The organism is Nonomuraea salmonea, from assembly GCF_042428605.1.
Classification (GTDB): domain Bacteria; phylum Actinomycetota; class Actinomycetes; order Streptosporangiales; family Streptosporangiaceae; genus Nonomuraea; species Nonomuraea salmonea.
Genome location: NZ_JBHMCF010000029.1, coordinates 535,492 through 554,466 on the forward strand (window position 1 = coordinate 535,492; position 18,975 = coordinate 554,466).

Genomic DNA, 18,975 nt, shown 5'->3' on the forward strand with positions numbered 1-18,975 from the left:
CCCCACGTCTACCCACCGGTCGAGGCGCCCGCCGTGGAGGCCAGCGCGTAGGCGGGCACTTCCCGGGTGACTTCCGGCGCGGCTTCCAGGGTGACCTCGACGTGGCCGAGGGCGTTCACGCGTACCGGATAGGCCGGCACCGAGACGCCCGGGTCGTCCAGGCAGCGGCCGGTGCGCAGTGAGAACACCTGCTTGTGCAGCGGCGACGCGACGGTCGGCTCGCCCTTCCTGGTGCCGACGATGCCGCGCGAGAGCACGTAGGCGCCGCTGAACGGGTCGAGGTTGGCGAGCGCGTGCAGCTCGCCGTCGTACGTGCGGAAGACCGCCACCTGCGTGCCCTCGACGAGGGCGCAGACGCCGCGCTCTGGCAGCAGGGAGTCGTAGGCGCAGATCGTGGTCCAGCTCATCGGGCCATCACCGGCTTGATCTGGCCGCGCTCGCTGGCGAACACGATCGACGGGTCGGGCACTCCGGGCGCGTTGACGAAGCTGACGAACCTGGTCAGCTTGTCGGGGTCGTCCAGGGTGGCGGCCCATTCGTCGGTGTACGTGGCGATGTGGTGCTCCATCTGGGCGTCGAGGTCGGCGCAGATGCCGAGCGAGTCCTCCATGATCACCTCACGTAGGTAGTCGAGGCCGCCGTCCAGTGACTCGATCCAGGCGGCGGTGCGCTGCAGCCGGTCGGCGGTGCGGATGTAGAACATCAGGAAGCGGTCGATGGTCCTGAGCAGTTCGTCGGTGGTGAGGTCGTTGGCGAGCAGGTCGGCGTGGCGGGGCTTGAAGCCGCCGTTGCCGCCGACGTACAGGTTCCAGCCCTGCTCGGTGGCGATGACGCCGAAGTCCTTCGAGCGGGCCTCGGCGCATTCGCGGGCGCAGCCGGAGACGGCGGACTTGAGCTTGTGCGGCGAGCGCAGGCCGCGGTAGCGCAGCTCCAGCGCGATGGCCATGCCCACGGAGTCCTGGACGCCGTAGCGGCACCAGGTGGAGCCGACGCAGGACTTCACGGTACGCAGGGCCTTGCCGTACGCGTGGCCCGACTCGAACCCGGCGTCCACGAGCCGCCGCCAGATCTCCGGCAGCTGCTCGACCCGGGCGCCGAACAGGTCGATGCGCTGCCCGCCGGTGATCTTGGTGTAGAGGCCGAAGTCGCGGGCCACCTCGCCGATCACGATGAGCTTGTCGGGGGTGATCTCGCCGCCGGGGATGCGCGGGACGACCGAGTACGTGCCGTTCTTCTGGATGTTGGCGAGGAAGGCGTCGTTGGTGTCCTGCAGCGCGGCCCGCTCGCCCTCCAGCACGTGCCCGTTGTGCAGGGAGGCGAGGATGGAGGCCACGGCGGGCTTGCAGATGTCGCAGCCCCGGCCCTGCCCGTGCTGGGAGATCAGCTCGGAGAAGGTGGTGATGCCGCGCACCCGTACGATGTCGAACAGCTCGGCCCGCGAGTACGTGAAGTGCTCGCACAGTGCCTTGCTGACCTCGACGCCCGACTTCTCCAGCAGCTGCTTGAGCATCGGCACGCAGCTGCCGCAGGTCGTCCCGGCCCTGGTGCACGCCTTGATCGCGGGCACGTCGGTGGCGGAGCCGTCGGCGATGGCGGTGCGGATGTCGCCGGCGCACACGTTGTTGCAGGAGCAGACCTGGGCGTCGTCCGGCAGGTCGAGCCCGGCTCCCGCGCCGGAGAAGAGCAGGTCCGACGGCGAGGCGGGCAGCTCCTTGCCCACGAAGGGCCGCAGCGAGGTGTACGGCGCCGCGTCGCCCACGCAGATGCCGCCGAGCAGGGTGCGGGCGTCGTCGCTGATGAACAGCTTCTTGTAGATCCCGGCGACCGGGTCGAGGTAGGTGACGTCGAGCGCCCCTTCCATGGCCCCGAACTGGGCGACCTCGACGCCGAGCAGCTTGAGCTTGGTGGACAGGTCGGCGCCGCCGAACGTGGCCGTGCCGCCCATGATCTGGTCGGCGGCCACCTCGGCCATCGTCTGGCAGGGCCCGACGAGCCCGTACACCATGCCGCCGGCCAGCGCGCACTCGCCGACGGCGTAGACGGCGGGGTCGGAGGTGCGCATGGCGGCGTCGACGACGATGCCGCCGCGCGGCCCGACCTCCAGGCCGGCGTCCCTGGCCAGCTCGTCGCGCGGCCTGATGCCCGCGGAGAACACCACGACCTGCGCGTCGATCAGCGTGCCGTCGGGCTTGCGCAGGCCGCTCACCTCGCCGCCGGCGTGCACGATCTCCTGCACGCCGGCGCCGGCGTGCACGGTCAGCCCGAGCCCCTCGATGTGCGACTTGAGCACCGAGCCGCCGCCCTCGTCCACCTGGCGCGGCATGAGCCACGGGCTCATCTCCACGATGTGGGTCTTCAGCCCGAGCGCGCGCAGCGCGTCGGCGGCCTCCAGGCCGAGCAGCCCGCCGCCGACGACGACGCCCTGCTCGGCGTCCTTGGCGGCGGTCCTGATGGCGTCGAGGTCCTCGATGGTGCGGTAGACGAAGGCGTGCTCGGCGCCGGGCACCGGCGGCACGAACGGCGCGGATCCGGTGGCCAGCACGAGCACGTCGTACGGCTCGCTGCCGCCGTCGGCGAGCGTGACCCGCCTGGCCTGCCGGTCGATGGCGGTGACCCGGGTGTTCAGCCGGGTGACGACGCCGCCGGGCACGGTGTAGGTGAGGTCCTCTGCCGAGGTGCCGTTCAGGTAGGAGGTCAGGTGCACCCGGTCGTAGGCCGGTCGCGGCTCCTCCCCGATGACGGTCACGCTGCCGCTGAAGCCCTTGCTCGTGAGGGTTTCGACGAGCCGGTGGGCGGTCGGGCCGTACCCGACGACGACGATCCTGTTCACGCTGAGATCCCTTCCTGCTCGCACAGCCAGCCGACGATGCCCTCCACGGCGTCGCGGCAGGTCCCGCATCCGGTGGTGGCCCTGGTCGAGGCCGCCACTCCGGCCACGTCACGGGCGCCGGCCTCCCAGCACGCCCTGATCCGGCCCTTGGTCACGTTGTTGCAGCGGCAGACGATGGCCGCGTCCGGCATCAGCGTCGGGCTGTCGGCCACGGGCGCCGCCGCGAGGCCGGGGAACAGCAGCCCGGCGCGGTCGCCCGGCAGCGGCCCGCCGCGGTCGAAGAGCTGGGTGAGGGTGCCGACGGCGTCGCTCTCGCCCAGCAGGATCGCGCCGACCAGCCGGCCGTCCCTGATGACGAGCTTCCTGTAGGTGCCGCGGGCGCGGTGGCTGAAGCGCACCACCTCGGCGTGCTCCTCCCCGAGCTGGGTCTCGCCCATCGCCGCCAGCTCGACGCTCTTGGCCTTGAGCCTGGTGACCAGGCGGGAGCCGCGGTAGAGCGCCTTGCCGCCGGTGATGACCTCGGCGGCCACGGTGGCCTGCTCCCAGGCGGGGGCGACGAGGCCGTAGACGGTGCCGTCGTGCTCGGCGCACTCGCCGATCGCGAAGATCGACGGGTCGTCGGTGCGCAGCTCGTCGTCCACGACGATGCCGCGCCGCACTTCGAGACCGGCGTCGGCGGCCAGGCCGGTGACCGGCCGCACCCCGCAGGCCAGCACGACCAGGTCGGCCTCGACCAGCTCGCCGTCGTCGAGCCTGACGCCGTCGTCCTCGACGCCCGCGGCGCTGACGCCGGTGCGGATGTGCACGCCCAGCCCGGCGAGCGTCTCGCCGAGCACCTCGCCCGCCTCCACGTCGAGCTGGCGTTCCATGAGGTGGCCCGCCAGGTGCAGCAGCGTGACGGGCAGGCCGCGCCCGGCCAGGCCGCGGGCGGCCTCGATGCCGAGCAACCCGCCGCCGATCACGACCGCCGTACGGGCCCGCTCGGCCTCGCCCAGGATGCGTTCGCAGTCGTCCAGCGTGCGGAAGGGGATGGCCCGCTCGACGCCGGGGATCGGCGGCACGAGCGCGTCGCTGCCGGTCGCGAGGACCAGCAGGTCGTACGGCTCGCGCCGTCCGTCCTCCGTCACGACGTGCCTGGTCTCCCTGTCCACGTGCGCGACGGGGCTGCCGAACGCGGCCTCGACGTCGTGGGCGTCGTACCAGGCGGGGTCCACCAGGCGGACCTGCTCGGGCCGGGAGCTGCCGGCCAGGACGTTGGACAGCAGGATCCGGTTGTAGGGCCGGCACGCCTCGGCGCCGAACACGGTGATCTTCATGTGCGGGTCCCGGGTGCGTACCTCGCTGACCAGGCGCGACCCGGCCATCCCGTTGCCCACGACGACGAGCCTCATGAGTCCCTCTCCACCCTGACGGCGCAGACCTTGAACTCCGGCATCCTCGACGTGGGGTCGAGTGCCGGGTTGGTCAGCCGGTTGGCGCCCTCCCAGTGGAAGGGCATGAACACGGTGTCGCGCCTGATGGCGTCGCTGATCCTGGCCACTGCCTTGCTCTCGCCCCTCCTGCTGCTGACGCGGACGACGTCCCCTGCCGTGATGTCGAGCTGCTCGGCCAGGTCGGGGTGCAGCTCGACGTACGGCTCCGGGGCGGCCTGGACGAGCGGCGCGATCCTGCGGGTCTGGGCGCCGCTCTGGTAGTGGGCCAGCACCCGGCCGGTGCTGAGGTAGACGGGGTAGTCGGCGTCGATCTCCTCGGCGGCGGGCCGGTGCTGGACGGGCACGAACCTGGCCAGCCCGTCGGGGTGCGCGAACCGGTCGAGGAACGGCCGCGGCGTCCCCGGGTGCTCCTCCGACGGGCACGGCCAGAACACGCCGGTCTCGTCCGCGATGCGCTCGTAGGTGATGCCGGAGTAGTCGGCGGGGCCGCCCGCGCTGGCGCGGCGCAGCTCGTCGAAGACCTCGACCGGCTCGGTCCCGAAGGTGTGGCCGAGCCGGTCGGCCAGCGCGGCGATGACGTCGAGGTCGCTGCGCACCCCCGGCGGCGGGTCCAGGGCCTTGCGGCGCAGCAGCACCCGGCCCTCCAGGTTGGTCATCGTGCCGGTCTCCTCGGCCCACTGCGTCACCGGGAAGACCACGTCCGCCAGCGCGGCGGTCTCCGACAGCACGAAGTCGCAGGTCACCAGCAGGTCGAGGGAGCCGATCCGCTCGGCGACGTGCTCGGCGGCGGGCGCCGAGATGATCGGGTTCGAGCCGAACAGCAGCAGCGCCCTGGGCCCCTCAGGGGTGCCCAGCGCGTCGAGCAGCTCGTACGCCGACCGCCCAGGCCCCGGGATGTCCTCGGCCCGGATGCCCCAGATGCGGGCCATGTGCGCGCGGGCCGCCGGATCGTCGATCTTGCGGTAGCCGGGCAGCTGGTCGGCCTTCTGCCCGTGCTCCCTGCCGCCCTGGCCGTTGCCCTGCCCGGTCACGCAGCCGTACCCGGAGCCCGGGGTGCCGGGCAGGCCGAGCGCGAGCGCCAGGTTGATGAACGCGGTGACCGTGTCGGTGCCCTTGGCGTGCTGCTCGGCGCCGCGTCCCGTCAGGATGTACGCCCGCTCCACCGCGGCGAGCGCCCTGACCGCCTGCCGCATCTGGTGCACGGGCACCCCGGTGATCCGCTCGACCCGCTCGGGCCACCAGGAGGCCAGCGAGGTGCGGACGTCGTCGAAGCCGGTGGTCCGCGCGGCCACGTACGCCTCGTCCACGAGCCCGTCGGCGACCGCGATGTGCAGCAGCCCGAGCGCGAGCGCCAGGTCGGTGCCCGGGGTGGGCTGCAGGTGCAGCCAGGCCAGCCGGGCGGTCGGCGAGCGGCGCGGGTCGACGACGATGAGCCGCGGCCCGTCGAGGTGGCGGACGAACGGCGGCATGGTCTCGGCGACGTTCGCGCCGGCCAGCAGCACGACGTCCGCCTCCGCGAGGTCGGTGACGGGGAACGGCATGCCCCGGTCCATGCCGAACGCCCTGATGGACGCGGCGGCGGCCGACGACATGCAGAACCGGCCGTTGTAGTCGATCTGGCTGGTGCCGAGCGCGACCCTGGCGAACTTGCCCAGCGTGTACGCCTTCTCGTTCGTCAGCCCACCGCCGCCGAACACGGCCACGGCGTCGGGGCCGTGCTCGGCGCGGATGGCGGACAGCCGGTAGGCCACGTAGTCCAGCGCGACGTCCCAGTCCACGGGCTCGCCGTGCAGGAGCGGGGTGGTCAGGCGCTCGGTGCTGGTGAGCAGCTCACCCGCCGTCCACCCCTTCTGGCACAGCGCTCCCGGTGCGTTGGCCGGGATGTCGGTGCGCGGGCTGATGGCCGGCCCGGGTCCGATCTTCATGCCGCACTGCAGCGCGCAGTACGGGCAGTGCGTCGCCGTCATGTCAGACCCTGGCATGGGCGAGGCTCGCCACCACGTTGACGCCGACCGTGCGCATGTAGCACCACCAGGTCAGGGCGAAGCAGGAGGCGTAGAACAGGCCGAAGGTGAGGAACGCGGCGGCGGGGCTGCCGGAGGCGGCGAACGACATGCCGAACGCCCGGTTGATGAGGAACCCGCCGAGCGCCCCGACCGCCGAGATGATGCCGATGGCGGCGCTGGCCTGGCGCTTGCCGTACAGCAGGGCCTCCTCGCCCTCGCCGCGCTCGGCCACGGCCTTGGCCTGGAAGATGGCCGGGATCATCCGGTACGTCGAGCCGTTCCCGACGCCCGAGGTGACGAAGAGCAGCTGGAAGGCCAGGAAGAACAGCCAGAAGTTGCCGCTCGTGCCGGCCAGCCAGACCAGCAGCACGCCGCCGCCCATCGCGGCGAAGTTCCACAGCGTCACGGGCGCGCCGCCGTGCCGGTCGGCCAGCCAGCCGCCGACCGGCCTGATCAGCGAGCCGAGCAGCGGCCCGACGAAGGCGACCGCCGCGTACGGCGCGTCGGGGAACAGGTTCTGGCTCAGCAGCGGGAAGGCCGTCGAGTAGCCGATGAACGAGCCGAACGTGCCGATGTAGAGGAACGACATGACCCAGGTCTGCGCCTTGCCCGCCACCGCGAACTGCTCGCGCGGGTCGGCCTTGGCGCTGGTCAGGTTGTCCATGAAGAAGAACGCGCAGGCCCCGGCCACCACGATGAACGGGATCCAGAACCACCCGGCGGCGGCCAGCCCGAGCGAGCCGATCACCAGCGGCATGACGAGCTGCACCGAGCTGACGCCGACGTTGCCGCCCGCCGCGTTCAGCCCGAGCGCCACGCCCTGCTTCTCGCGCGGGTAGAAGTAGGTGATGTTGGCCATGCTGGAGGCGAAGTTCCCGCCGCCCAGCCCGGCCAGGGCCGCGATCACCAGGAAGAGCCAGTACGGCGTGGCCGGGTTGTTCACCGCGACACCGAGCAGCACCGCGGGGATGAGCAGCAGCACGGCGCTGACCACGGTGAAGTTGCGCCCGCCGAACCTGGCGGGCCCGAACGTGTAGGGCACCCGCAGCACGGAGCCGATCAGGTTGGGCAGGGCGACCAGCCAGAACAGCTGGTCGGTGGAGAACTCGTACGACCCCATCTTGGTCGCCACGATGCTCCACAGCGTCCACACGGTGAAGCCGAGGTGCTCGGCCACGATCGAGAAGACCAGGTTGCGCCGGGCCACCCGCCGGCCTGATCTCTCCCAGAAGGCTGGGTCATCGGGGTGCCACTCGGCGATCCAGCGCGCCATCGACCTCTCCTACGCTCGGCGTCCGGGATCTCCAAGGTAGGAAGGGCTCATTACGCACGATGACCGTGCGTGGCTGTGCGTTCGTTACGGGTGATTCACCGCGGTAACAAGCTCCGCACAACCGTCACCCGCGAAACATGATGTTAATGATCGGTTATCGGCCTCTTGCTGGGGTAACAGCACTCAGACAAGGGGGGAAACATGATCAAACAGCTGCACAAGATGGGCGTTAAGTCGGGCCACATGTACACCTGCGGCCTGGCGTCGATCGCGCTGGCCTTCGCCAGCTGGGCGGTGTCCACGAAGGCCGAGAAGGCCGGGCTCGACCGGGCCGACCGGTGGGGCATCTTCGTCGGCGAGTGGGCGCCGACGTTCTTCGCGATCGGTGTCGCGCTGCGGATGGAGGAGACCCACCGCGAGCTCGACGAGTCCGAGATGGGCATGTTCGATCAGTCCGAGAGCACGCGGAGCAGGACGCACGCCGGCGTCTGAACCGTTTGTGTCACGCAGGTCACGTCACCGTGCGTGACCTGCGTGGCCGTGTGCGGGGGGGTGTTCTCAGCCGGCCAGGGGTGCTTTCAGCCGGCCAGGCGGCGCAGCGGCTCGTCGGTCAGCCGATAGCGGAACCACTCGTTCTGGTTGACCGCGCCGAGCTTCTCGTAGAAGGCGATGGACGGCTCGTTCCAGTCGAGGACCGCCCACTCCAGGCGCTCGTAGCCGCGCTCGGCGCAGATGCGGGCCAGCTCGCGCACCAGCGCCACGCCGTGGCCGCCGCCCCTGTGCTGGGGGCGGACGTACAGGTCCTCCATGTAGACGCCGTGCACGCCGCGCCAGGTGGAGTACGTCAGGAACCACAGCGTGAAGCCCACCACCTCACCGTCCTGCTCGGCCATGTGCGCGAAGGCCGCGGGGTGGTCGCGGAAGAGGGTGTCGTGGAGCTGCTCCTCGGTCACCCGCACCTCGTGTGCGGCCTTCTCGTACTCGGCTAGCTCGCGGATCATGCTGACGATCTCGGGCACGTCAGCGGGTGTGGCGGGACGAATCATGGCAGACAGGGTACGTGCCCTGGCCCATCGCCCGTGCCTCGCCGAGGCCCCGGCGTGCGCAGTGGGTATCGGCATCCGGAAGACTGGTGCCGGTCACGTTCGAGAAAGGCAGACACCCATGGAACAGCGCGTTTTGGGACGTACCGGACGCCAGGTCGGTGTGGTCGGCCTCGGCGCCTGGCAGCTCGGCGCCGACTGGGGCCAGGTGACGGAGTCCGACGCGGTCGCCACGCTGGAGGCGGCGGTGGACGCGGGCGTCACCTTCATCGACACCGCCGACGTCTACGGCGACGGCCGCAGCGAGCAGATCGTCGGCCGCTTCGCCAAGAACCACCCCGGCCTCACGGTGGCCACGAAGATGGGGCGGCGGGTGGAGCAGATCCCCGCCAACTACGTGATGGACAACTTCCGCGCCTGGAACGAGCGCTCCCGCCACAACCTCGGCGTCGACACCCTCGACCTGGTGCAGCTCCACTGCCCGCCGACGCCCGTCTACTCGACGGACGCGGTGTTCGACGCGCTCGACACGCTGGTGGCGGAGAAGAAGATCGCCGCGTACGGCGTGAGCGTCGAGACCTGCGAGGAGGCGCTGACCGCGATCGCCCGTCCCGGTGTGGCGACCGTGCAGATCATCCTCAACGCGTTCCGGCTCAAGCCGCTCGAGCAGGTCCTGCCCGCCGCGCGCGCCGCCGGGGTCGGCATCATCGCCCGCGTCCCGCTGGCCAGCGGCCTGCTGTCGGGCAAGTACGACGAGCACACCACGTTCTCCTCCGACGACCACCGCTCGTTCAACCGGCGCGGAGAGGCGTTCGACGTCGGGGAGACGTTCTCGGGCGTCGACTTCGCCACCGGCCTGGAGGCGGTCCGCCGCCTGGCGCCGCTGGTGCCGCCGGGGGCGACGATGGCGCAGTTCGCGCTGCGCTGGATCCTCGACCAGGAGGGGGTCTCGGTGGTGATCCCGGGCGCCCGCAACCCCGCCCAGGCCCAGGCCAACGCCGCCGCCGACGCCCTCACCCCGCTGGACGACGCGGCGCTCTCGACGGTCCGCGAGGTCTACGACGAGCTCATCCGCCCCCAGGTCCACGACCGCTGGTGACAGGGCGGTCCGGCGTCCCGCCCGGAGCGGCAGAGGCACCGTCAAGCGGCGGCAGGTCTGGTGACCTCGCCGGTCACCGCCACCCATCTCGCCGTCCGGGCGGGACTACCCGCCGGGGACACGCCCCGGCCGGGTCTCCCTCCACCTTCGTCCCGCAACGCCGCCCCGGCAAGGGCCTTTCAGGCTCGAAGCCGCCAGAGGATCACGACCAGCAGGGCCAGCGCGCAGTACATGGCGATGACGGCGACCTCGCCGAGCCAGGCGTACCCGGACTCAGCCAGCAGGGCGACCGCCCCCGCCCCCACCACCGCCCATCGCAGCGCGTCGAGCAGCGTGACGTCGTAGTGGTCGCCGGAGGGGCGGATGTACCGGATAGCGACGTCCACCACCGCCCAGAGCGTGACCAGCGCCCCGGCGGCGTACCCGAGCCAGAACGCCGAGTACGACGTCCCCTGCGCCGCATCGCCTTCAAACAGCGCGACGACCGACAGAACGGCCATTCCCAAGGCGAGCCACCCCGCCTTGCTGCCCGGCTTCAGGTCGCCCACCCCGAGCAGGCACAGCCACCAGCCGATCGGGTCGAACAGCAGGTCGAGCCCGCCCACCCGGAGGGCCGCGAAGGCGACCAGCAGCCCGATCGCGATCTTCAATCCCGGCCGGGCGGGTGCCGCAGGGGGCGCCGGCTCCTTCAGGACCACTCGTCACTCACCGCCTCGTTGCACGCCTGGGCCGCGAGTCCGCGCTGCCAGGCCAGCGGCACGCGGTCCTCCTCCCCGGGCGTCGAGATGTGCCAGGCGCCCGGCACCGCCTCAGACTCTCCCGACCACAGCGGGGTCCGGTAGGTGAACCGCACCGGCCGCGGCTCCCTCGGCACCTTGGCGCAGTCGCCCACGTGCACGGTCCTGTAGATCACGTCTCTCTCGTAGCCCGCCACCTCGACCGACGCCCACTCGTTGTTCTTCGCGTCGAGGGGCAGCAGGCGCAGGCCGGGGACGTCGAGCGCGATGCCCGTGATCGTGACAGGAACCGGCCCCTCGTTCAGCACTTCGAGGGTCATGGTGGTGACGAGCCGCCCGGCGTCGTCCCGGTGGGGCAGCCAGGCTTCGGCCGTCCAGGCGGCCCGTGGCGTCGCCGCGCCCGCCCACGAGAAAATGGCGGCGGCGACGGCGAGCATCGCACAACACCAGCTCACTGCCCCAGGCCAGGGTAAGCGCCGGTCGCCGATGCCTAATCGCTGCCATATTAAATCGGGATGCATGGCACAGCACCTTATATCGTGTCCCGGTGATGATCTGGGTGTTGGGGGCCGCCGCCATTCTCGCGGCGGCGGTAACGGTGTCGCGGGAAATGCTCACGAGGTTCGCCACGCTGAGCGGTTATCCGGTCACCATGGAAAATGCGCCGCAGGTCATCGACTATTTCTCGCGATTACGCCGCTGGCGGCTGGCCGCCGTCGTCCTGGCCGTTCCGGTGGCGGGTTTCACCGGTGACCCGTTCTATCTGGTCGCCGGCTGGTGCGCCGGGCCGCTATTGGCGGCGCGGCGCGTGCCGTTCTTCGCGATGAATGTTCCGCGCGCCCTGTGGCTGACGTCCGTGACCGCCGCCGCGCTGGCCGGCGTCCACCTGGTCGTGTCCGAGGACCCGGGCCGGACCCTGCTGCCGCACGCCGCCGTGGCCGTCGCCGTCGCGGCGGCCGTGACGCTCGCGGACCGGCGCCCGCGCATGGAGGATCAGGATCAGGCCGCGCAAGCACTCGGCGCTTGGTCGGCGCGGAACGTGCACCTCGCGGGCAGCGCGGTCGTGCTGGCGGGCGTCCTGCTCGTCCCAGGCCGCCCGCCCCAGGACGAACCGCTCGCCCACAGCGGGCCCGCCGAGGTGCGGGCGATCCCGGCCACGTTCGAGACCGTCGACGAGCACGACGCCCCGACCTGCCCGTGGTTCGACGAGATCGTGGCCCCGTGCCGGTTCTGGCTGGTCAACGGCGAGCCGTTCCCGCAGGCCGCACCCTATGTCGCCGAGGCGGGCAAGGCCCCCCGTAGCGCCCCCTTCGCCGTCGCCCCGAACCGCAAGGCGGTGGTCTACCTGCACGCGGAGGACCGCCGTCTGACGTATCAGGACGCACGCGGCAGCCGTGCCCTCACCCCGCCCCTGACCGACGCCGACGTGCCCGCCGTCACCTTCGACGGCCGCTTCGTGGTCATGTCGGGAGCCGGCGCGCGGGTCGTCGACACCCGCACCTGGGCGCCGCTGGTGCTCGCCGGCGCGCGGGAGGTGCACGACGTCAACGCGGCCGGCGTCGTCGTCACCACGGGCGATCGGGTCCTCGTCCTCGACCCCAGGGGCAGGGAGCGCATGCGGCTCCCGCTGGGGAAACTCGGCGACAACTACCACCTGCGCCCCGACGGCCGCCGGCTGGTCGTCATCCGATGGGCGAAGCAGCGCGCGGAAACCTATGATCCGGCCACCGGGAAACGCCTGTCGGCCGTCACCTATCGCTTTCCCGGTGATGACGTGCTGGAGAATGTGCCGGGCTGGTCGAAGGGCGGGCGATTCCTGCTGCACAGCGCGTACGAGGACCGCTCCTATTCGCTCGACCTGGCGACCGGCAAGCTGACGCCGCGGTGAAAAGGGCGGCGGCCCCCCGGTTACCCTACCGGGGGGCCTGAGTGAGGCCGCCATATCGCGGTGCCGGCGGCGTTTAAGAGGACGGGTCAGTCATCATGACGTGCGCTCGACCATTGAACCATCGGGGCAGGAATAGAGCCCCGAACCGGATTCGAACCGGTATCTCACCATCACAGCCCGTCCTCGGTCGATCCGGCGCCTGGCGGCGAATGCTGAATCTGGAGCGAGAATCTGAGTTTCAGGCGGTTGCCTCTACCAATTGGGCCACCGGGGCGCGTGAATGCCCCGGGGAGGACTCGAACCTCCATGTCACCGCCGATCAGCTTCAGGCGTCAGCCTCAGCTTGCGCTCCTGGCGCACCCCCGCCCGAAGGCGAGGGGGTCTGGGGGAGGGTTCACCCGAACAGGTAGGTGAACACCTTGTCGCCGATCTTACGGTCGACGACCTGCGTGCCGTTCGCCTCCTCACGCGCGTACTTCACCGCGTCCTGCAGCTTCTGTACGCGGGTCAGCAGTTCGTTCACCCGCCGCTGCGGCAGCGCGCCGGAGAAGGCGACCTTCGTCCAGTATCCGACCACGACGTCCTCGTTGTACACCTGCACCTGCGCCGGGTGCTTCTCCGTCGCCTCGGCGAGCACGTGGTTGCGCGGCACCTTCTTGGTGCGGGTGGTCTTGACCGGGTCGGTGCGCCACGTGTCGGTGGCCTCGTCGCGCGACCAGGTCTCGGCCGGGTCGAGGGTCGGCAGCTTGGAGACGAACGTGTAGACGTCGGTGAGCTGCTTCTCCAGGAAGAGCAGGTACGTCACCGGCACGTCCTCCAGCAGCACCTCGCCGTCGACCCGCACGCTGGCCTTGGCCTCGCAGTTGGCCCAATCCTTGGTGGCGGTCACGTCGAACAGCCGGGTCAGAGTCGTGCCGACCCCCTTGAGCACCTCTTCGGCCTGCACCTGCACGCGCGTCGACTCGGGCGGCAGCCGCTCGCCCTCGTCGTCGATCGGCTGGTAGGTGCGGGAGAGGCCGGACAGCAGGGGCGCCTTCTGGATCTGGTGGTAGGCGTCCGTCACCTTGCGCTGGACGTCCGACTTCACACCCTTCTCGACCGCGAGGATCTGGTTGAGCTTGGTCACGGATCAACCCTAGATGTCCGGCGAACCAGGACACATCCGGTTTTCTGCCAAACGCCGGGATCCCTCCTGGCAAGGAGAGGGATCCCGGCGTCCGGCGGACGTTGGCGCTCCAGGGCCCCCACTGGAGCGATGCCAGATTAGTAGCTTCATGTCCGTTTTGTGAAGATATGCGAACCGTTCCGCTGCGTCATCGCGACATTGACTTTGTGTAGTCAATCGATTACTACTCGTTGGGTAACTGATGGCAGCAGGAAGGACACGTTCCGTGCGCAAGACTCTCACCGCCCTCGCCGCCGCGTGCTGCGCCCTGGGTGCGGCCACCGCCCCCGCCCAGGCCGCCGCCCCCGCCGGCAACGCACCCTCCTGCGTGGTCGTCTGGCAGACGACCGGCACCATCACCAAGACCGGCTACGCGCGCAACGACTGCAGCAGGACGCTGCGCCTGAAGATCGTGTGGGCCCACGGCACCGACGGCCAGTGCCACACGGTCCGCCCCGGCGGGACGATCTGGTCGAAGGTGGCCCGCGGCGTCCGTACGTTCGACGGCGCCAACTCCTGCTGACCTCCTGAGCACGGCGAGGCCGCCTGGCCTCGCCGTGATCTGCAACCGGTTGCACCGCGCTTCCAGCGGAAACAGGCGGCGGACGTCTGGATCACCGCAACGGGTCGGCATATGCTCCGGGCGGTCCCGAGCGTGACAGGGAGAGTTGCCCGTGCTGAGCCGCCGCGCCGCCATGCGTGCCCTGGCGATGTCCGCCATCGCCGTCCCCATCCTCACCCCCGAAGCCGCCCTCGCCCGCCGATCAGGAACGGCCGCTGCCTGGGCTCGTGCGAACCGCATCGCCGCGCGCGTCCGCCCGCCCGTCTTCCCACACCGTCGCTTCGACATCACCCGCTTCGGCGCACGCGGCGACGGCACGACCGACTGCACCGCCGCCATCCGCGCCGCGATCAGAGCCTGCCACCGGGCGGGCGGCGGCCACGTGGACGTGCCGGAAGGCCGCTGGCTCACCGGCCCCATCCACCTGCTCGACCGCGTGGACCTGCACGTCAAGGAGGGCGCCACGCTGCTGTTCAGCACCGACCCGAAGGCGTACCTGCCGCTCGTGCCGACCCGGTTCGAGGGCGTCGAGCTGCTCAACTACTCGCCGCTCATCTACGCCTACGGCCGCAGCGACATCGCCGTGACCGGGTCGGGCGTGCTCGACGGGCAGGCCGGCGCCGAGCACTGGTGGCCGTGGAAGGGGTCGAGCGACCACGGGTGGGAGCCGGGCGAGCCGACCCAGGCCGCCGCGCGGGCCGCCCTGTTCGCCCAGGCCGAGCAGGGGGTGCCGGTCGCGCAGCGCCGCTACGGCGAGGGCGGTTACCTGCGGCCCTCCTTCATCGAGCCGTACCGGTGCCGCAACGTGCTCATCGAGGGCGTCACCATCGTCAACTCCCCCATGTGGGAGATCCACCCCACCTTGTCGGAGAACGTCCTCGTCCAGAACGTCACCGTCATCTCCCACGGCCCCAACAACGACGGCTGCAACCCCGAGTCCAGCCGCATGGTGGTGATCAGGGGCTGCACGTTCGACACCGGCGACGACTGCATCGCGATCAAGTCGGGCCGCAACGCCGACGGCCGCCGGGTGAACGTCCCCAGCGAGCACATCCTGGTCGAGAACTGCACCTTCCGCGACGGGCACGGCGGCATGACGATCGGCAGCGAGATGTCGGGCGGGGTGCGCGAGGTGTTCATCAGGGACTGCGCGATGTCCAGCCCCAACCTCGACATCGCGCTGCGGTTCAAGACGAACTCCGTACGCGGCGGGTTCATCGAGGGCTTCCACGCCAGGGACCTGGAGATCGGGCAGGTCGGCGGCTCGGTGATCGACGTGAACTTCTTCTACGAGGAGGGGCCCGGGCACGGGTTCGACCCGTCCGTACGCGGGATCGACGTCAGGGACGTGACCGTACGGACCGCCAGGCGCGCGCTCAACCTGCGCGGCTACCCGGAGGCGCCGATCCGCGACGTCACCCTCACCGACGTGGACTTCGGCGCCACCATCACCGCGAACGTCATCGAGAACGTCGAGAACCTCGTCCTCGAGAACGTCACCGCCAACGGCGTCCCCGTCACGGCCTGAGAATCGCCAAGCTCTCCCGCCAGTCCGCAGGCAGCTCGTGCCTGGTCAGGGTCGCCTCGCCCGGCCTCCACAGGGCGACCACACTCGCGTAGTCGCTCTCGCGGGGGTGGTCGTCCGCCGTGGTGACGAAGCCGCCCGCGAGCACCAGCCGGCCGTCCGGCGTCCATCGCATGCGGCGGCTCTTGACGTCCACGGGGAGAGGCATGGACGGGACGTGCGTCCATGCGAGCGTGCGCGTGTCCAGCACCCAGACGTCGAGTGACTCGTGCGCGCCGGGTGTGGGCGTGAGGAACGGAACGGCGACGTACGTGCCGTTCGAACTCACCTCACCCTCGGCCGCCACGCCCGTGCCGCTCGGCCTGCCGACCGGCCGTTCCTCCCCACCTGGCACCACCAAGGCGAGCCGCCCGTCGTTCCGCTCGACCAGCAGCTCCGTGGACGTCACGGCGACGATCCGCGGATGGCGGGCGGTCTTCCGCAGACCGTCATGGGTCAGGAGCAGCGACTCGCGCCGGTGCCTGGCATGCAGTCCGTAAGGCGTGTCGGCGTACGGCAGGGCACCGCAGGGGCTCCACTTGGGGCGGCGCAGGATCGTCCCGTCCTCGGCCTGCTCGCGTACGGTGCAAGGACCGCCGTACTCCGGCTGATCCGTCACCCAGAAGCCCGAGCCGTCAGCGGCAGGGAACGCGTTCCAGCCGCTGGCGAGTTCGACCGCCTTGGACCCTTTGAGCAGAAACAGCCGTACCTGGTTGACGCCAGGACCACTCGCGGCGATCACCGTGTGCGGCCCGTGGACGGTGGTCGTGAGGGTGACCCTCTGCTCCGCCGGCAGCCCGGTCACAGGCGTCGCGGCGCCGGTGTCCACGTCCACGATCCTCGTGCCGCCCACCAGCAACCGGATCCCGCTCAACCGTGGGCTCTCCGTGGCCCGCCCGGCCTGGGGAGCGGCGGCGCAACCCACCGCGAACAGCAGCACGAGCACCGGCCCCACCCTGCCCGCCCACATGCCGAGAAGCTACCGGAAAAGCGTCTCTCGTGGCATGCGAAGATCCCGGTGTAGGCACGACGCGACGAAAGAGACCCCCGCCATGGCCGTCATCCACCACACCACCCTCAAGCCGACCAAGCTGGAGCTGCTCACCGCCTGGCTCCCCACCCGCCCGTGGTACCGCGGCTCGACCGCGCCCGAGCTGTCGAAGGCGGGCGGCTTCCGGCTGGACGATCCCGAGGGCGCGGTGGGCATCGAGTTCATGGTGGTCAACGACACGTCAGGCGACCGGGCGACGGCGTACCTGGTGCCGCTCACGTACCGGGGAGCTCCGCTCGCGGACGCCGAACACGCCCTGATCGGCACCGCCGAGCACGGCGTGCTGGGCCGCCGCTGGATCTACGACGGCTGCCACGACCCCGTACTGATCGTCCAGCTGACGGCCCTGCTCGAAGGCCAGGTGGCAGCCCAGGACCAGAACGCCACCGACACCCCCGACCCCACCATCACCGTCTCCTACACCGCGACGTCGGCAGGCCCCGCCGGGACCGGCACCACCGACGACGCAGACGGCACGATCCTCCCCGGCCCACCCGGCACAGCTCTCCGCCTCCACCGCGTGCTCCAGCCCGCCACCCCACTGGCCGCAACCGGCCACATCACCGGCCCCTGGGCCAACTCCGACGGCACCAAGGCCACCGGCCCTTTCCTCACCGTCCACCCACGACATTGAGCGACCGCAAGACCATCGGCCGAACGCCCGCCGGCTCAGCGGCAGAACGCCCGCGGGAGGGGCAGGACGGGCGATTCAGCGCTGCTTGAGGCGGGCGGCTTCCTTGCGGGCCTCGGCGTGGACGCCGCGCTCGTGCTCAAGCCACTCCGGGTTCTCCGCCTTCAGCTGCTCGATCTCGGCCGTGGTGAGCGGCTCGGTGATGCCGGCCCTGGCCAGGCCGGAGATGGAGACGCCGAGCTTGGCGGCCACGACCTGCTTGGGGTGCGGGCCGTTGCGGCGCAGGTCGGTGAGCCAGGCGGGCGGGTTGGCCTGCAACGCGTTCAGCTCGTCCCTGGAGACGACGCCCGCGCGGAACTCCGCGGGGGTGGCCGAGAAGAGGACACCCAGCTTTTTGGCCGCCGTCTCGGGCTTCATCGTCTGAATGCTCTTCGGTTTGGACGAGGTCATGGCGCCAAGCGTAGCCAGTCGGGAGGGGTTCGCTGACATCGGTACGCTGTGGCGGTGACCGATGGTGAGACGTTCCGGCTGGCGTACGTGCCCGGCGTGACCCCCGCGAAGTGGGTGAACGTCTGGACCGAGCGGCTGCCCGACGTACCGATCACCCTGTCCATGGCGCCCACCCCCGAGGTGGTGGCGCTCCTGCGCGACGGCGGCGCCGACGCCGGCTTCGTCCGGCTCCCGATCGACCGCGACGGCCTCAACGTCATCCCTCTCTACGTCGAGACCACGGTGGTCGTGACGCCGAAGGACCACGCGGTGACCGCCGCCGACGAGGTGACGCTCGCCGACCTGGCCGACGACGACATCTTCCACCCCTTGGACGACGCCCTCCAGTGGACGACGCTCCCCGGCCGCCCCGCCTTCACCCGCCCGCCCACCACGGCCGAGACCATCCCGCTGGTGGCCTCCGGCACCGGCCTCGTCCTGGTCCCCCAGTCACTGGCCCGCCTGTACCACCGCAAAGACCTCACGTACCGGCCGGTGACGGACGCCCCGCAATCCCAGATCGGCCTGACCTGGCTGACGGACGCGACGACGGACCTGATGGAAGACTTCATCGGCATAGTCCGCGGCCGCACGGTCAACAGCTCCCGCGGCCGCCCCCGCCCCACCACCCCCGAAAAAACCAAAAAACCAGCACAAAAACGCCACACCCCTCCCCCCAAAAACCGCAGAGGCCGACGCCGCTGAGCCCGCCATACCGCTACCGGAGAGCCCGACCGTGCTCCAGGTAGCCGGTCAGGCCACGTTCCCGTGCGGTGACACCGGCCTTGACCCGACGGGCGAGCCGCTCGATCAGCAACCCGTCGAGCTCCTCAACGGAATGAAAAGCGAAGGCGCTCAGCTCGCCGTCCACGAAGGTGATCTGCTCAAGCACCTCACCCTGCAAGACCCCGCCGTCGAACACGAACAACACCAGCTCGCCCGCCACCGGATCAGGCGCCCAATCGGCCACGAGCAACCGCCCGATCCGGGGCTCGACCCCCAGCTCTTCCCGCACCTCCCGGACGCACGCCTCGTACGGGGTCTCCCCCGGCTCCACGAACCCACCCGGAATGTCGAGCGTGGGCTTGTACGTAGGCGTGACCACCATCACCCGGCCACCCTCATCGAAGAACAGCGCCCCAGCGGCAGCCCGAGCCCAAGCGAACCGCGCACCCCCTTGATCACTCACACCCTCGCCCCTCAC

19 protein-coding genes and 1 tRNA gene are annotated in these 18,975 nt (G+C 70.8%); 7 read left to right on the top strand and 13 right to left on the bottom strand.

What is annotated here, in order from left to right:
• Positions 1 to 8: 8 nt before the first annotated feature.
• Genes nirD through ACFFR3_RS26590 form a run of 5 tightly spaced genes read right to left on the bottom strand, consistent with a single transcriptional unit; the run spans position 9 to position 7,542 of the window.
• A complete protein-coding gene (gene nirD, locus ACFFR3_RS26570) occupies positions 9 to 407 on the bottom strand; it encodes a nitrite reductase small subunit NirD (RefSeq protein ID WP_345387575.1) in 399 nt (132 codons plus the stop codon).
• Entirely contained in the window at positions 404 to 2,830 is a 2,427-nt protein-coding gene (nirB, locus tag ACFFR3_RS26575; RefSeq protein WP_379484023.1) for a nitrite reductase large subunit NirB, read from the bottom strand. The genes nirD and nirB overlap by 4 nt, the downstream gene beginning before the upstream one ends.
• Positions 2,827 to 4,221, bottom strand: coding sequence for an FAD-dependent oxidoreductase (locus ACFFR3_RS26580; RefSeq protein ID WP_379484024.1), 1,395 nt, complete (start codon positions 4,219 to 4,221; stop codon positions 2,827 to 2,829). The genes nirB and ACFFR3_RS26580 overlap by 4 nt, the downstream gene beginning before the upstream one ends.
• Positions 4,218 to 6,230 carry a molybdopterin oxidoreductase family protein gene (locus ACFFR3_RS26585; protein WP_345387577.1) on the bottom strand — a complete coding sequence of 671 codons (2,013 nt, stop codon included), beginning with the start codon at positions 6,228 to 6,230 and terminating at the stop codon, positions 4,218 to 4,220. The genes ACFFR3_RS26580 and ACFFR3_RS26585 overlap by 4 nt, the downstream gene beginning before the upstream one ends.
• 1 nt (position 6,231) lies before the next feature.
• Positions 6,232 to 7,542, bottom strand: coding sequence for an MFS transporter (locus tag ACFFR3_RS26590; protein WP_345387579.1), 1,311 nt, complete (start codon positions 7,540 to 7,542; stop codon positions 6,232 to 6,234).
• A 201-nt stretch (positions 7,543 to 7,743) separates the two neighbouring features.
• Here ACFFR3_RS26590 and ACFFR3_RS26595 point away from each other — a divergent pair, with 201 nt between their 5' ends.
• Positions 7,744 to 8,034, top strand: a complete 291-nt coding sequence (locus ACFFR3_RS26595; protein ID WP_345387581.1) for a hypothetical protein — start codon at positions 7,744 to 7,746, stop codon at positions 8,032 to 8,034.
• Between the two features lie 86 nt (positions 8,035 to 8,120).
• Here ACFFR3_RS26595 and ACFFR3_RS26600 read toward each other — a convergent pair whose 3' ends face one another.
• Positions 8,121 to 8,588, bottom strand: a complete 468-nt coding sequence (locus tag ACFFR3_RS26600) for a GNAT family N-acetyltransferase (protein WP_364363449.1) — start codon at positions 8,586 to 8,588, stop codon at positions 8,121 to 8,123.
• 118 nt (positions 8,589 to 8,706) lie between these two features.
• Between ACFFR3_RS26600 and ACFFR3_RS26605 the strand changes: the two genes are divergently transcribed.
• Entirely contained in the window at positions 8,707 to 9,684 is a 978-nt protein-coding gene (locus ACFFR3_RS26605) for an aldo/keto reductase (RefSeq protein ID WP_379484025.1), read from the top strand.
• Positions 9,685 to 9,863: 179 nt separating this feature from the next.
• On the opposite strand, the gene ACFFR3_RS26610 is transcribed toward ACFFR3_RS26605, so the two are convergent.
• Together ACFFR3_RS26610 and ACFFR3_RS26615 are read right to left on the bottom strand one after the other, a co-directional pair.
• The gene (locus ACFFR3_RS26610; protein WP_379484026.1) at positions 9,864 to 10,382 is read right to left on the bottom strand and encodes a hypothetical protein; all 519 of its coding nucleotides are present in this window, start codon (positions 10,380 to 10,382) and stop codon (positions 9,864 to 9,866) included.
• Positions 10,373 to 10,858 (bottom strand): hypothetical protein, encoded by a 486-nt coding sequence (locus ACFFR3_RS26615; RefSeq protein ID WP_345387585.1) that lies wholly within the window; start codon positions 10,856 to 10,858, stop codon positions 10,373 to 10,375. Before ACFFR3_RS26615 ends, ACFFR3_RS26610 begins: the two co-directional genes overlap by 10 nt.
• Before the next feature lie 110 nt (positions 10,859 to 10,968).
• On the opposite strand from ACFFR3_RS26615, the gene ACFFR3_RS26620 reads away from it, so the two are divergent.
• Positions 10,969 to 12,309 (top strand): YncE family protein, encoded by a 1,341-nt coding sequence (locus tag ACFFR3_RS26620; RefSeq protein ID WP_379484027.1) that lies wholly within the window; start codon positions 10,969 to 10,971, stop codon positions 12,307 to 12,309.
• 136 nt (positions 12,310 to 12,445) lie between these two features.
• On the opposite strand, the gene ACFFR3_RS26625 is transcribed toward ACFFR3_RS26620, so the two are convergent.
• Both ACFFR3_RS26625 and ACFFR3_RS26630 read right to left on the bottom strand, forming a co-directional pair.
• A tRNA-OTHER gene (locus ACFFR3_RS26625) sits at positions 12,446 to 12,583 on the bottom strand.
• Between the two features lie 120 nt (positions 12,584 to 12,703).
• Entirely contained in the window at positions 12,704 to 13,435 is a 732-nt protein-coding gene (locus ACFFR3_RS26630) for a DUF7873 family protein (RefSeq protein WP_364363434.1), read from the bottom strand.
• Positions 13,436 to 13,700: 265 nt separating this feature from the next.
• Here ACFFR3_RS26630 and ACFFR3_RS26635 point away from each other — a divergent pair, with 265 nt between their 5' ends.
• Together ACFFR3_RS26635 and ACFFR3_RS26640 are read left to right on the top strand one after the other, a co-directional pair.
• Positions 13,701 to 13,997 carry an alpha-amylase inhibitor gene (locus ACFFR3_RS26635; RefSeq protein WP_379484028.1) on the top strand — a complete coding sequence of 99 codons (297 nt, stop codon included), beginning with the start codon at positions 13,701 to 13,703 and terminating at the stop codon, positions 13,995 to 13,997.
• A 151-nt stretch (positions 13,998 to 14,148) separates the two neighbouring features.
• Complete coding sequence (locus ACFFR3_RS26640; protein ID WP_345387595.1) at positions 14,149 to 15,564, top strand: glycoside hydrolase family 28 protein; 1,416 nt, start codon at positions 14,149 to 14,151, stop codon at positions 15,562 to 15,564.
• On the opposite strand, the gene ACFFR3_RS26645 is transcribed toward ACFFR3_RS26640, so the two are convergent.
• Positions 15,554 to 16,570 carry a hypothetical protein gene (locus ACFFR3_RS26645; protein ID WP_345387597.1) on the bottom strand — a complete coding sequence of 339 codons (1,017 nt, stop codon included), beginning with the start codon at positions 16,568 to 16,570 and terminating at the stop codon, positions 15,554 to 15,556. The two genes, ACFFR3_RS26640 and ACFFR3_RS26645, sit on opposite strands and share 11 nt — an antisense overlap.
• A gap of 82 nt (positions 16,571 to 16,652) precedes the next feature.
• On the opposite strand from ACFFR3_RS26645, the gene ACFFR3_RS26650 reads away from it, so the two are divergent.
• A complete protein-coding gene (locus ACFFR3_RS26650; protein ID WP_364363425.1) occupies positions 16,653 to 17,285 on the top strand; it encodes a maltokinase N-terminal cap-like domain-containing protein in 633 nt (210 codons plus the stop codon).
• A 75-nt stretch (positions 17,286 to 17,360) separates the two neighbouring features.
• Here ACFFR3_RS26650 and ACFFR3_RS26655 read toward each other — a convergent pair whose 3' ends face one another.
• On the bottom strand, positions 17,361 to 17,732 hold the full coding sequence (locus ACFFR3_RS26655) for a DUF5997 family protein (protein WP_364363422.1): 372 nt from the start codon (positions 17,730 to 17,732) through the stop codon (positions 17,361 to 17,363).
• 54 nt (positions 17,733 to 17,786) lie between these two features.
• On the opposite strand from ACFFR3_RS26655, the gene ACFFR3_RS26660 reads away from it, so the two are divergent.
• Entirely contained in the window at positions 17,787 to 18,476 is a 690-nt protein-coding gene (locus ACFFR3_RS26660; RefSeq protein ID WP_364363419.1) for a LysR family substrate-binding domain-containing protein, read from the top strand.
• Between the two features lie 13 nt (positions 18,477 to 18,489).
• On the opposite strand, the gene ACFFR3_RS26665 is transcribed toward ACFFR3_RS26660, so the two are convergent.
• On the bottom strand, positions 18,490 to 18,975 hold the full coding sequence (locus ACFFR3_RS26665; RefSeq protein ID WP_345387606.1) for an NUDIX domain-containing protein: 486 nt from the start codon (positions 18,973 to 18,975) through the stop codon (positions 18,490 to 18,492).